11 protein-coding genes are annotated in these 13,909 nt (G+C 40.0%); 8 read left to right on the top strand and 3 right to left on the bottom strand.

All coding sequences use genetic code 11. The features are described 5' to 3' along the window. Positions 1-905 precede the first annotated feature (905 nt). Positions 906-1,736 (top strand): DUF2971 domain-containing protein, encoded by an 831-nt coding sequence (locus BLP80_RS12865; RefSeq protein ID WP_090543868.1) that lies wholly within the window; start codon positions 906-908, stop codon positions 1,734-1,736. Between the two features lie 583 nt (positions 1,737-2,319). Here BLP80_RS12865 and BLP80_RS12860 read toward each other — a convergent pair. Continuing rightward, complete coding sequence (locus tag BLP80_RS12860; RefSeq protein ID WP_143002297.1) at positions 2,320-3,288, bottom strand: DUF4760 domain-containing protein; 969 nt, start codon at positions 3,286-3,288, stop codon at positions 2,320-2,322. A 250-nt stretch (positions 3,289-3,538) separates the two neighbouring features. Beyond that, complete coding sequence (locus BLP80_RS12855) at positions 3,539-7,585, bottom strand: toll/interleukin-1 receptor domain-containing protein (RefSeq protein WP_090543864.1); 4,047 nt, start codon at positions 7,583-7,585, stop codon at positions 3,539-3,541. A gap of 308 nt (positions 7,586-7,893) precedes the next feature. Here BLP80_RS12855 and BLP80_RS12850 point away from each other — a divergent pair, with 308 nt between their 5' ends. The 4 genes from BLP80_RS12850 (at position 7,894) to BLP80_RS12840 (ending at position 11,509) form a co-directional block, all read left to right on the top strand. Continuing rightward, on the top strand, positions 7,894-8,703 hold the full coding sequence (locus BLP80_RS12850) for a hypothetical protein (RefSeq protein ID WP_090543861.1): 810 nt from the start codon (positions 7,894-7,896) through the stop codon (positions 8,701-8,703). A gap of 156 nt (positions 8,704-8,859) precedes the next feature. Further along, complete coding sequence (locus BLP80_RS12845; RefSeq protein WP_090543859.1) at positions 8,860-10,206, top strand: replication initiation factor; 1,347 nt, start codon at positions 8,860-8,862, stop codon at positions 10,204-10,206. Positions 10,207-10,208: 2 nt separating this feature from the next. Continuing rightward, on the top strand, positions 10,209-10,556 hold the full coding sequence (locus BLP80_RS16410; protein ID WP_256325100.1) for a helix-turn-helix domain-containing protein: 348 nt from the start codon (positions 10,209-10,211) through the stop codon (positions 10,554-10,556). Then, positions 10,475-11,509, top strand: a complete 1,035-nt coding sequence (locus BLP80_RS12840; protein WP_256325101.1) for a site-specific integrase — start codon at positions 10,475-10,477, stop codon at positions 11,507-11,509. The genes BLP80_RS16410 and BLP80_RS12840 overlap by 82 nt, the downstream gene beginning before the upstream one ends. Positions 11,510-11,984: 475 nt before the next feature. On the opposite strand, the gene BLP80_RS12830 is transcribed toward BLP80_RS12840, so the two are convergent. After that, positions 11,985-12,494, bottom strand: coding sequence for a DUF1993 domain-containing protein (locus BLP80_RS12830; RefSeq protein WP_090543856.1), 510 nt, complete (start codon positions 12,492-12,494; stop codon positions 11,985-11,987). A 222-nt stretch (positions 12,495-12,716) separates the two neighbouring features. Here BLP80_RS12830 and BLP80_RS12825 point away from each other — a divergent pair, with 222 nt between their 5' ends. The 3 genes from BLP80_RS12825 to BLP80_RS16400 all read left to right on the top strand — a co-directional run bounded on the left by BLP80_RS12825 (position 12,717) and on the right by BLP80_RS16400 (position 13,810). Further along, positions 12,717-13,301 carry a septation protein A gene (locus BLP80_RS12825; RefSeq protein WP_090543852.1) on the top strand — a complete coding sequence of 195 codons (585 nt, stop codon included), beginning with the start codon at positions 12,717-12,719 and terminating at the stop codon, positions 13,299-13,301. 84 nt (positions 13,302-13,385) lie between these two features. Next, positions 13,386-13,562 (top strand): hypothetical protein, encoded by a 177-nt coding sequence (locus tag BLP80_RS16405; protein ID WP_256325099.1) that lies wholly within the window; start codon positions 13,386-13,388, stop codon positions 13,560-13,562. 95 nt (positions 13,563-13,657) lie between these two features. Further along, a complete protein-coding gene (locus BLP80_RS16400; RefSeq protein WP_256325098.1) occupies positions 13,658-13,810 on the top strand; it encodes a hypothetical protein in 153 nt (50 codons plus the stop codon). Positions 13,811-13,909: the final 99 nt, after the last annotated feature.

The raw sequence follows: 13,909 nt of genomic DNA, 5'->3' as shown, positions 1-13,909 counted from the left end.
GCTATCTTGCCACGATTCACCTAAAGCGTTCTCATCCGCCTTAAGCAAGATCTGGGCATGAAGCCTTTTGTACGCCGCCACTTTTCCTTTGTGCATCAAACTTTCTAAATAAGCTTGTTCTTCTTCGGTTAGCCTCACCATGTATTTCTTTGCCATTGGCCCACTTCCATTCTACGTTGAAGGTCGAGAGTATGGGGAGCTTTAGTCGACATTTCAAGAATGACTGAGTACTAGTATGTTTAAAAGATTGGTGCCAGAACTCCCTCGGTATATGACTATCTGTGGGATAGCACGTTACCTTTGAGTGAGTTGGGATCTGATTCCCCAGCAGTCCAACACAATGCCGAGTGAAGAGGCCATCAACTGGCAGCAAATACATAAGTCCGGCGCTCACCCCGACACCCTAACCGATGTATTCCGATATTATCTCTATAGAACAACAAGTTATTCATAGATAACGTCCCGCTCCTGTCTCAACCCAGTGACCGTCGGATTAACAGGTGTTATAACCATCTGTTTTAATTAATTTAATACCCGCTAGTGCTCGTCAATACTCGCCAATAATTACCAAATTTTTCACGTTTTATTTTTGGAGTTAGGGTTCTATAAATAACAGTATGGTATCCATCTGAATATAATGTTGCACCTTATGATAAGTAAGGATGTTTAATAGTTGAAACGTTTGCTTGTGCAAGGAAAGTTTAAATTTTTTGGTTTAAATCCAATGGCAAAATCAGTATGTCATAATCTTAAGCACTGCATATCGTCTATTTAGAGATAATATGCAGTTAGCAAATTGAGTCAATATAACAATTATTCTTCCTCTTATTCAAATGGATGGTAGATATACTGAAACTATATGATTGCTCGTTAGCGCTAGGGTTAGTATTTATTAGGTTCAAAAAATGGAAAATATTGTATATCGGTATACTGGGCAAGATACATTTTTGAGAATGCTCGAAAGCAAAGATTTATGGTTCTCAGACATCACAAAAATGAATGACTGGGATGAGTACATGGCCGGTTATCGCATTGTCGAAAGAATTATCACTAAAGATTTTTCGGAAAAATTAGATATATTGCAGACAGTTAGCCCAAGCCAACTAAATAATCGGTTCAAGATTCTAATCTGTTCATTTTCGTACGAAGATGACTGCTTAAGTTTGTGGAATGGTTATGGCAATTATGGACACGGCTTATCAATAGGTTATAGCGAGGATGACGTACAAAATTACTGCCTAATCAATCGCTTTCTCCTAAAGGGCCAACCTGTGAATGGGAACGTATGGTTTAAACCAATCATTTATAATGAGCTTACATTTGAAAAAGAAATAAGAGATCGTATCAATGAACACTCTCGCGTGACAATACATATAAATGATGAGAAATTCATCGAAAAAAATGTAGCAAGCCTAATAAATGATGGCAAGCTCGGCCTCGCGCTTATGCGTCTTTGTTCTATCTATAAAAATGAGAAATTCAAAGATGAACGAGAAACCCGCGCAGTAATTGAAATATCTGATACCGTAGATACGTACAAAGTCGAAACTAGAGAGTCAAATTACGGTAATTTGGCGTATCATAAGCTAAACATTAGTTTTGAAGAGACCAATGCAATTAAGAAAATCGTACTTGGCCCAAAATGCAAGCTTTCCGAGGATGATGTTTTCAAAAAGCTAAAAACGAACGGGCTGTCGAATGTGGAAATAGCCAGATCACGAATCAGTTATCGCTAGCAATTCCTCAAAGTTGAACCTACACAAGCTTCGTTTCTGGCTCCCTCCGTAGCTTTGCTGCTCCGACAACCCTCACGTCAAACGTTACCACTATCTCCTTACTCCAGCGTTCACATATTCACTACATTAAAACTCCATATTTTATAATCTATTGATTCTATAATGAAAATATTAATAATCGAACTCAAAATCTTTTGGTTACAAATTTCACTTTTTTACAACCAATTTTTCAAACACAAATCATTTACATAGCTCTTGTATTCGATCTGCTGTCTACATTATGTCTACATGATTCCAGTAAAATATTAAAAAATTAAACAATATATTGATTTTATGGTGCTGTTGAGAGAAGTCGAACCTCTAACCTACTGATTACGAAACGTATCTAATATTTCAGATATCTATAAATCAATCACTTACAATGCTTTCCAAGCATAAAATCAGTGTCACTAAGTATGAAACGGTAGTGTTCTTGGTGTAGATTGGCACAAATTTGACACAAACTATTCTGTGATATTTTTAGGTTTTAGATTATTTAAAACTACTGGAGATAGTATGCTTAATTTTATCACCTGTTGATGGCTTACTCATTCCATAACAAAGAGAAAAACCACAGAATTAGCGATGAAAAGAAAATTAATAATGCGAGATATGTAAGCTTGCCAATCATTACAATAATTATGTTAATGATATTTTTAAGTTTGGAGAAATCATTAGTTGTTTTATCATTTAATGGACACCAGCGATGATAGAGGTAATCCATATTTGAAAATATTTTATTTGCTATAGCATTGCTAGTGTTCTTACTCGCTATATCACGAATGTGTGGAATATAAAATTTTTCTATATTTTTATAAAAGTCTATGAATGGATGTAATAAAGTAACTTCTAATAGAGTCTCTTGAGCTGCGCGATGACGGATTGAAATTGCAACTTCTTCAAAATAATTTGCAACTAAAGTTATGTTATTTATAAGCTCTTTATTTGAAGATAACATTTTAATATCTTGCTCTTTTAACTTGTTTTCTTTCCATTCTTTTTCAGAACGTCCATTACGTATATCATGAAAATATTTATTTACTTCTTTTAGTGCATTTTGAAGACAAGGTTTTTTTATTTCTCTAATTAGAACAATTGCATGATCTCTCATTTCAGTATGTAACTTTATTCCACTATTTAAAAAATAGCTTGCAATAGCTGCGCCACCTCCAAGGATCACAAATACACTATCAATCTTACCGTCTTGAATCCAAATTTGATGTGAAACGACAATAGCAACGAAAAACCATACAAAGCTTATGAATAATAGAGTGTTTGCTGAAGCAAAATATTGTGAAATAGTTCGATTAAAAGGACGCAGAAATATAAAGCTGATTACTTTCGCGGCTGGCCTCCAAAAAATTAATAATAGACAATAAATTGTTGCCGCAAATAAGATATTGATATAGAACCATTTATCAGTAATCAACTTATCGAAATGGCAGATTATAAAATCAACATAACTATTTACAGTATTGTGAAAATCTGAGGTACTTTCATCAATATGATTCATTTTCATCCCCAATCCATTTCGTCATTTATGTAAGTCTAACACCGCCCAAGCTCGCCAATACTTGCTGTTAATCGCTCCCTTCTTCATTGCACTAAAGGCAATACTTTTAGTCTTTACGATTTCAAAACCCTGCCCCTTTGGGGTGAAAGTGGGTATACAACCAGCAACCGGAATTGGGTAATTAATATCTCCTAGCCTACTGTAAGTTGCTTTCAACTGTTCTTGTAAAAATTATGGCTAGCTAATTTTGTCAATAAGGAAAAGCTTTTTTTATCGCTAGCACAATCGGTTTTATTTTAAGGGGAAATGGTTGTGGTACAAGTATGCTACCAAACTTTTTGATAATTAATTTGGCCTTTTTGTCTTGAATCTCAGACAAAGAATTAACTAAATAAACACGCAGCGATTCTTTAATAATATATGAAGAATCTTCCCTTCCTGAAGACAAGCAATCGAGAAGCAATTGATAATACCGATACAAAACATCTGGAGTAATATATTTAGCTGCTAGCTTAAGAAATAGTGATCCAACTCTGAGTCCAGAAACCCAATCAAGTGTTGATTTTCTAAATGTTTGGAATGCGGATTCAATGCCTGGAGAAACTGTCTTAGGACATAATTTAGCAGCCCACAATAAATCATTCGCCGTTACACTAGTAAAGTCATGCCGTCGGTTAAGTTTATCTAATATACACCTAGAGTATTCATCTTCAGTGATTATTTTTCTTTCACGAAGAACCATTAATAAAGGCTGTATACAAGTGCTTGTGGTAACTCCAATACTTTTGGCAAGAGAGTTGAAGGCCCCATCTTCTGATATAAGTACTGCTTGACGTTCAAGTGATAAATAAATAGCATCTTTTAAAGGGTAACCTATAAGTTCATCAATAAATGCTAATTGCTCGCCAATAACATCAGGGCCCATTACAGGAGACACCTCACAGTAGTCATCTATAAATCGTAGCAATTTATCAAGAAAGCTTTTTCTTTCATCCAAGTATTGTTCAGGTATTTCTTGATATTGAATTCTTCCATTTATTTCAGAAGCAAAACCATCTGGGTTTGTATTTTTCTGAACATGAATTAGCCCCAAAAGCTGTTCTTTCAATGAAGCACTGACTAAAGGTCTACCAATTATTTCCAAAATTTCAGGAAGTAGACCAAGCCTGTTTAATTCAATAAGGCCGGTTATATCTATTACGTATGATTTCTCCCCTTTCTCAATCACCTTCTTACAATTTTCTAATTCTTCAGAAACGCCTGTACTAACAAATAAATCGAAATGTTTAAAAGGCCATTCCAATAGTAGAGTAACAATATCAACACCTATTGCATCTGCTATTATTTGTAAAGGGAATTTTTTTTCATCGCATACATTAAAAACCCGTTCCACATGCTGACGTCTTGATTTCAGAGATTTCAATATAGGATTAAAATCAAATTCGCCATCTAATTTCTGAAGATTCATGCTCCAAACCGGGCCGACTGAAGAAGCTGAATCAGCAATTACTTTATGAGCATAATCAAATGCAAAGATAAACATACTTTTGATATTAGTGATCTTTGCTTTATGAATTTCAATTCCTATTTCAATCTCAACAAAATCACCTACGCAATGACTGGAAAGTCTCTTAGCGATCTTACTCTCTTCATTAATACATTCAGGCCATCCCCCACCCTCTGAAAGATGTCTAGGTTCAATAACGACAACCTTGTTATACCTATCACTTTCCAAATATACGGCTGTACCTGGTTCGACTTTTCTTAATGACTTGAAAACATCAGATTTCTTGGTTTGAATTAACAATAAAAAGTAATATCCGGCAATTTCAGAGCTATTAGGATTTGATCTAAATAAAGTGTACATGCGTAACATCGCTTCATATTCAAGGCCCTGTACAATTTGGTATTTGGCAATTTCAATCTCATTAGCTTCGATAATGTGTCCAAATGTTGGATTCTGAGCTAAGTAATCATACAATTCCTTTGTTTTATTTTTACGATATAAAGTTGATATATAATCTAGTGCAACGCCAGAATCAGAAGGGAGTAACTTCAGTTCTTGTTCAAGAATATTTTCTAATTTATCTAGATCTCCCGAAGCTCTCGCTAGGATAGCCTCAAACCTCCTGAATGGAAGCTGTTCACGTATCTCGTTAGATATTCTTTCAAGTACTACCAAAGCTTTTGCGCGTTGGTCTGATTTGATTAATGAATCTAAGTAGCGTTTTGTTAAGTAGTCATCAGCAGGCAACTCAATAAGCCTAGAATAGAAGTTTGCAGCCTCAAAATATTTTCCAAAATCGTAAAATAGATCAGCAAATTGAACGATATCATCCGAGGAAAAATTTTCTGGTAAATTTGAGCATAACAACAACATTTTATCGCGCTCATTACTGTCTCCATGCTCATCTATCATTCTTATATAAAAAGAAAGAAGTGCAGGAGATGCTTTTATCTGTGCCAAATTATCCCTGGCTAATTTTATTGCATCTAATTTATTTCCACTTCGCCATAGGGCACATATTCTTAATCCAAATAATTCATCAAGTTCCCGTTTTTCTAATATCCCCGCATTTATTTTTTTTAGTATTTTTTCATTCCATTCTAAGTTACCTTTATTTGCGCTTATTTCTGCCAATAAATAAAGCACCGGTTTTTCAAGATCATTGAGAAAGTTATCGGTTAGTTCGCGAATGGAATCTATATCACCTAACTCTTCAAATTCCTTAATCTTGTATTTAATAAATGCATGCTCGTCTGGATATGAAGAGAAGGCATATGCAGTGATATCTTTTTTTTGTTCTTGATTACCTAAGAGCTCTATGGCAACCGTAAGATTATGGGCAACCTCAATGAAAACGGGCTTGCTCTGAATACTTCCGAGGAATGCTCTAATGTCATTGAATGAATTTACAGCATATTTCAAAGCATCATACTGTTCCGATCTGATTTGCCTAAAGTAAGATTTAACTTCATCGGCTGTAGCCCACGATATGGCAGATATGAGCATGGCTCGCTTAACATCAATAGAAGAATTGTCTAGATCAAACGCTTTTCTGGTCAAATTAAACGAATCCTCAAAATCTTTCTCAACCAATTTAAGGTCTGCTAGCATCAAAAGGATTGTGCTATCGTTTTGTAAAGCAACAGGTAATAATGAAAGGTCAAATTCTTCATTCAATAATTGCTTTACTTTGATATACATTGCCCAAACGATTCCACTGTCAGGATAATTTCTAAGGGCTTTCTCAGATTCTTTTAGTCCGTAATCAAACTGATTGATTAAAAGATGGGCACGAATTTTATTTGCAACTGCCTTTTCTTCATCCTTAGCGAAGTTGTAAGCTGTCAAATATTGTTCTGCTGCTTCCTCTCTCTGATCAAGCAATAAGTAACATGCCCCTATATTTGTATGCCATCTAAATCTAGTATAGTTGTCACAATTGGATATAGTAGCCTCTAGGCTCACAAGCAATTCAAGTGCGTCATTGGCACGAATGTCTCTTATGAAATCTCTAGCTCTATCAAGTTGGATAGTAATAAGTTTATTTAACTCATTTCCTTTGGGGTCAGGCAAGCTAGCTTTTAAGCCATTTATAGCAGTAATTATTTCAGTATGCTGCTCTGCGCTCCGAGAGGGAAACTGATTAGATTTTTCGTTTATATTTTCATGTTCAAGAGATATTTCTCCAAAATTTTGTTCTAGCGATTTATTAGTAGTTTTTTGTTCTTCTAGAATCGTTTTTGTTACTTGGTTGATCTCTTCATTTTGATTTCTGTCTTTTATTTCTTGGGGAATAGTGTGGAATAAAGAAGTTGTTGGAGGTGCTTGATAACTTAATTCTTTTTCTAATTTTTTAATAAGATTATCAACATCATAATGAAAACGAATATCACTAATTTCAAAAGCATTATGTTTTGCCAGAGAAATGATTGAACTAGGCAAATGTAACGGTGCGGGCATAGCTGCACCGTCAACTAAAACTGGAATAGCAAGTACATGTCTGCTTAAAATTTCTTCAATCTCGAGGCGTACCCAGTCTTCTGGATCATCTAAACGTCTTTGTCCAGTGGCATCAGTAATATTGAGCCATTGTTTCCCGATTAAAATAATTGCCACGTACATTGAGTTTAGATTCTCCTGAATAACCTCAGGAAACTTTTTTCCCGGCTCAATATGATCGATATCCATAAAAATTTTGTCTTTGCCAAATTTTTTCTCTAACCGATCATATAATCGACCCGCATGTCCTCGACTATCATCACGACGGTAATTAATAAATATTTCTGACATTGGTTGAGTTGCCCTTATTTCTCGGATTTTTTTAGCTCAAACGTAGAGGTTTGCAGGTCGATTTATCGCAAAAGTTGTCTCTAAACAAGGTTTGATGCAGCTATCATGCCAGCACATTTTACTCCCCCACAGTCTGGCAAAGCCAGGCTGTCCTTTTTCTTGCAGAAGAGCGAAGCTGTTATGCCCATTCTCAAGAAAGAACTTGAATTCGCCGTTTACTCATAAAAGCAGTAATTGAATATTTAGGAAATTATATGAAGCTGGAAAGATTTTGATCTCCTGAAAACTCCAATACTACATAGAAAAATATGCCATTAATTGCTGATGAATTAACTATCTGGGACATTTCTTTCCGCTGGGCCGGTTATGATCCGAGTCGGCTCTGGTTTCGGCTTCCCTTAACGGTTAAAGATTACGCTCGCTTGTTAATGCATGCCATTTTGCATGGTGAAATCGTCTGCGTGAATTTAACGCTTGCCAAGCGTCCTCCTGAATCAAAAGCTGATCCTCGCTTTTATATCCGCACCTATGTAGGCGACGTTTACGATTGTATTTTTGGCAAACGTTTTAACCGAAAATTACTCAGATGGGCTACTCTGGATAGAATGGATTTTCACGAATGGTGCGAAAGAAGAGGTATACCATTACCAGAATTCTGGTTTCCTTCGGGATGGAAGCTTGATTTTGAAATGCCTGAACTTGGTGCACGCGCATTATGTGCAACACATCTAGAACCAGAAGATGAAGGTGGTTTTTCTTTACGATATGATTATCCAGAAATAGTCGAGGAAGGAGATAATAAAAATAAAGAAAAGAATGCAAAAGAAACAGATGATAGCCTCTCCTTAGCAATTACTAGCAAGGATTCAGAAAACAATAGAAAACTCAGAGCTAATCAAAAAGCTAAAATCGCTTGCCAGCAAATCGCTGGGAAAATCTGGGTAGATGATTTACATAGAACGATACCATCCATTGTAGAAGATGAGTTAATTCAGAAATATGGTGGTGGAAAACATTATGATAGTGAAACAGTATACGAATGGATCAGAGAAATCGCTCCACCTGAAGTAAAAAATCGGCGAGGCCGACCCCGCAAAAATAGGGATAAAGAAAGCTAAGCAAATTTTAACTATTTTTTATGTAAATCCTTGCAGCAAGCCAAATAAAAATACCTACATCCCCCTTTTTTCTTTTTATTAATTTTCTTTATCCCCTATTTTTCCTTGTTGGCAAATCTCATTCTGCTGACTTCTTAACTTTTAAGGAGATCAAGAATGGAATCAGTCAAACATCAATCCACCGGGCCAACGCGGCGCACAACGAGCGGAAGCGAGGCGGTGTGTTGCGGTGGCGAGGTGGGAAATACTTCGATAAAAGTATCCCCATCATCAAATGCCTCCTCACAGGGTACGCCGCCTAGTAACACAGTACCCAATAACTGCAATAGTGAATACTTTAAGCTTCTGAGGTTTGGGGTGGATAGCCTTTATCTATCCTATCCCGGTGAATTATTTCCTGAGATAGATGAAGCCTTAAAAGAGTTGAAGCAAATAGCTCAATCAACTGAACCGCACGAGCAAGCATACGCGCAATATCCAGTAGAAGACCATCTCTTTGAAGTCAAGGATAAAGGCGCACGATTCTTTCCTTATATCTTGGAAGATAACGCTTTTCGCATTCAGCTCTCCCGCAGCCGTTCAATGCCACTCGCCTATGTGAAGGTTTCCAGCGAGTATTTGACGCATGTCTTGCCCACTGAGGCTGATAAAGTATTGCGGCATATAGTCGGACACTTTGGAGCAGTTCATGAATCGGCCAATGTTGGCCGGATTGATCTGTTTGTCGATTTCGTCAGCTCCGTCGATATGGAAAGCTGGGATCGGCATGCCTGGGTGACACGTGCTTCCGCCATTAATACCTATTCCATTGAGCGTAATTTTTCCGGTTGGGTGATCGGTTCAGGCGGCGTGATCAGTTGCCGCCTATATGACAAGACGCTGGAAATCGAGAAGCAGTCCAAGAAATACTATCTCCATGAGCTATGGAAGCAAGCAGGCTGGAATGGAAAGGATAAGGTTTGGCGGCTTGAGTTTGAATTGAAACGTGAAATCCTCACCCAAAAAGGCTTATCCAAGCTGTCTGAGGTGCTCAATCATCTCAATGGATTATGGAGCTATGCCACCACTGAATGGCTGCGCCTGACGCTCCCTAATCCCGATGATCAAACGCGTTCACGCTGGCCGATCCATCCCTTATGGGGCTATCTGTCGTCTGTCGATTGGGAAACCAATGATAGCCCCCTCTCTTCTCGTTTCAATGCTGCGCGTGTGCCTGGAGATGACAAGCTGTTTACCATGAGCTTGAGTTACCTTATTTCATTCATGGCACGTGAGAATATTATTGATTGGGAAGCGGGCACGGCTGCTTTTCTCGATGCCTTGTGTATTTATCACGGTCAGAAGAGTTTCAATCTCGGGTTGCCCTTTCGCGACTACATCAGGGAGAAGGTCGCCATCAAAGCACGGCTGTTCAATTCCCTACTGAACAAGAACAACGCTAAAGAGCAAGCCGAACTCGAAAGAGAAGCTCGCGAATATCAGAAGCAGTCGGATGGTGACTAACAATGGATAAAGTTAGCCTGCCTCTGCCTGCCATTCGATGTTTATCCAAAGAAGAAGCGGCGCGTTATCTCGGTATTGGCGTAACGCTGCTCGCTGAATTGGAGATTCCTTTTATCAAGCTGGGTCGCCGTTGTCTGTATGACAGGGTTGATTTGGATGCCTGGATAGAGGATTATAAGCAACGCGAGCACGGGCGGGCTAAGGAGGAAAATTCATGGCCCAAACCCAAGAAGGCGTCTACCGGAGGCAAGATTCCCGCTTCTGGTGGATTGCAACCACGCTCCCAAACGGCAAAAGAATACGCCAAAGTGCTGGGACTGAAAACCGACAAGATGCTGAAGCACTGCTAGCCAAAATCCGGCTGGAAGCCTTTCGCGAGCATCATTTCGGAATTAAGCCCCAACGCTCATGGCAAGAAGCCGTGGTACGGTATCTCACGATCAAAGCGAATTTGCGCAGTTACCGGGATGTGCAGCGTATTTGCCGGATGCTTGATCCCTATTTGGGAAAACTGACCTTGAATCAAATTAACGGTGACGTGATTTGGTCAGTGGTGCAGGGACAACTCAAAAAGGGCAATACGCCGGCAACGGTAAATCGTTATCTGGCCTTGATTCGCAATCTGCTGAAAATGGCACGCGATGAATGGCAATGGATCGATAGCATCCCCAAGATTCGTTTGCTGCCGGGTGAAGTGGAACGGGATCGCTGGCTGAACCGAGAGGAAGCTGACCGATTGATTGCGGCTTCTCCCGAACATCTGGCGGCATTGATTCGCTTCGCCCTGGCAACAGGCTGCCGGGCACGTGAGATTACTGGCTTGGAGTGGAACCGTGTTGATTTGAATCGACGCACGGCATGGTTGAATAAAACCAAAAATGGCACGCCGAGAGGCGTTCCGTTGAATAAGGATGCAGTCGCCGTATTACAGGAGCAAATAGGAAAGCATGATCAGTTTTGTTTTACTTATCGTGGTCAGCCCATTGGCTGGGGAGTAACCAATTCGGCCTGGGTGAATGCGCTTAAGAAAGCAGGGATTGAGGATTTCCGGTTTCATGATTTGCGCCATACCTGGGCTTCATGGCATCGCCAGGCTGGCACGAGCTGCGATGAATTGAAAGACCTGGGCGGCTGGAAATCGCGCAATATGGTGGATCGTTATGCCAAATTTGCTACTGAAAATCTGGCGTTTGCTGCATCCAGAATTGAATCGACAAGGGAAAGCAAAGTAATTCCTATGTCACGTTTCTGTCACGTTGAGAACGCGGTCAAAAAGGGCGAGTCCAGCAAAGCCTTGAAATAGATGGCTCCCCGACCAGGGCTCTAACCTGGGACCTGCGGATTAACAGTCCGCCGCACTATCGATTGATCAACTATCAAACTGACATAAGTGATCACTTCAAGCTCCAGCACAAACATAAATACATCTGATCGAGGTGTGCTCTCAAATACGGAGCTCATAGGTTACATAGGTTAAGCAACAAACAGATTTACTTATTATTGTTGAAAAATTATGCGGAAGATAGACAACTATGAACCTGACATCCTCACCCCCCGAGGTAAGCGATCACGTATTCAGTGGTATTGAGGTGGAGTTTCCTCGGTAACCATATGGACTCTTTGTTTATCATTCCTTTCAGCAAGCAAACCGGAATAACTATCCCGGATTCATGGGTTATTCAATGGAATTTCTCGTCGTGATCTTTCTCCAAAAAGCTATCATCAGGAATCAAGATAAGTTTGAGATACCAAGTGTTCTATTTTCCTGATTAACAGCCTTAGTAGGCACCCATAAAATCGCCTTTGCCGACTTCCAGACCATTGTGTCGCAAAATCGCATAGGCAGTGGTGACATGGAAGAAAAATTGCGGTAATCCGTAGTGGTAAAGGTAGGTGTATCCAACCATTTTTTTCTCTTTCGGTGTGCCTGGGCGTAATATGATTTCACGCGTTTCACTGCCCTCGAATTGCGCGGGTGTTAGGCTCTCGATAAACGACAAGGTCTTGCCAATTCGTGCCTGCAAATCGGCGAAGGTCTGTTCGTCGTCTTCATATACCGGCACTTCAACACCTGCCAGCCGCGCTGACACGCTCTTGGCGAAATCAGCAGCAACTTGCACTTGGCGGATTAAGGGGAACATATCAGGAAACAACCGGGCATCTAGCAATACTTTCGGTTCAAATTTTTTCTCAGCGGCATATGCTTCAGCCTTGGTCAGGATAGCGTTAAGGCTGTTCAATAGCTGTTTGAAAACAGGTACAGACGTGGTGTAAGTATGAGTAGTCATAGATTCTTATCAGTTAATTGATTACAGTAATTGCCATATGTTTGAATTGAGTATCTCATGAATAAGTATGATTTAGTGGATTCAACACACCAGGTGACAACATTATCATACCGTAAGCGCACTCAAGCTCGACTAGAATACTGCGAGACATAACAAAAGGTATAACGATTACCGTAACAACTGCGATAATTATTCAATCAACAATACTACTTACATCATTTTATGAAATTTATTTTTGATCTTTTTCCGATAATCCTATTTTTCGTAACTTTTAAAAGTTATGGCATTTACGCTGCAACTGCGGTAGCCATTGCTGCAACTTTTGCGCAAATTAGCTGGGTATGGTTCCGTCACCGCAAAGTCGACAATATGCTATGGATTAGTCTCGTGATCATTGTCATCTTCGGCAGTGCAACATTGATTCTGCAAGATGAGACTTTTATAAAGTGGAAGCCATCAGTGCTTTACTGGTCATTTGCCGCCGTTCTGTCTCTGGCTGCACTGTTCTGGAACAAGAACCTGATACGATCCATCATGGGACAGCAGATCACCCTGCCAGACCCGGTGTGGCGAATCCTTAACCATGCTTGGGCCGGGTTTTTCGCCGCATTGGGCATCGCCAACCTTTATGTGGCATTCAACTTCGCCACCGACACCTGGGTTAATTTCAAATTATTTGGGACTACTGGATTGATGCTGACGTTTGTCATCGCGCAAAGCCTGTTCATAGCGAAGTATATGAAGGAACCAGAACAATGCTCCATGTCATCTTCAAATGATGCTTCTAATAATCAGGAAAAACCCTAGACCAGTCGCCCCCTCACTTGGAACACATCAAAGGCGGTAGGCAGCGTTGTGCAGGAGATGGCGCCAGCTGCAGAGGAGATGAGTTTGTCGACTCCTGGTGGTCGATTTCACGTACGCTGGGATGAAAACGGAAGTGCTACGGCTTTGGGTCAGTTGGCATTTTTTGCTGAGTTCTTGGAAGTTAGTGGTTTATTTAGCCGCTGGGTAGAGGGGTGCCCGCTCCCTTACACGAGTCCTAATGCGCCTGCCGAGGTTGATTGACTGGGTACTTGGTTGCTCTCCATTCTTGATGGGCAGCGACGCTATGCACACATCGCTGGCTACGAGGAGACGAAGTTGTCCCTGAGATACTTGGCATGAGCAAGATTGTCAGCGATGAGAGCTTACGCCGCGCGCTAAGCGCGCTTGCGCCAAGTTTGCCCAAACGTTGTGATGGCGCGCAACGTGCTGCCTGCCTGGCTGGCTCAGCTGATGAAGAGTACGATCTGGATGGACACAGCGCTAAGTGAGAGCACTCGTGAGGCCTTGAATACTGCTTGGATTCTCGATGCTGATAGCAGCGTCAAGCTGTTGTATGGCCGTCAAATAGGTGCTGAGATCGGCTACAA

This window comes from Nitrosomonas sp. Nm132 (assembly GCF_900100485.1).
Classification (GTDB): Bacteria; Pseudomonadota; Gammaproteobacteria; order Burkholderiales; family Nitrosomonadaceae; genus Nitrosomonas.
Note: the sequence above shows the minus strand (reverse complement) of the source record. Positions and strands in the feature narration are given on the sequence as shown.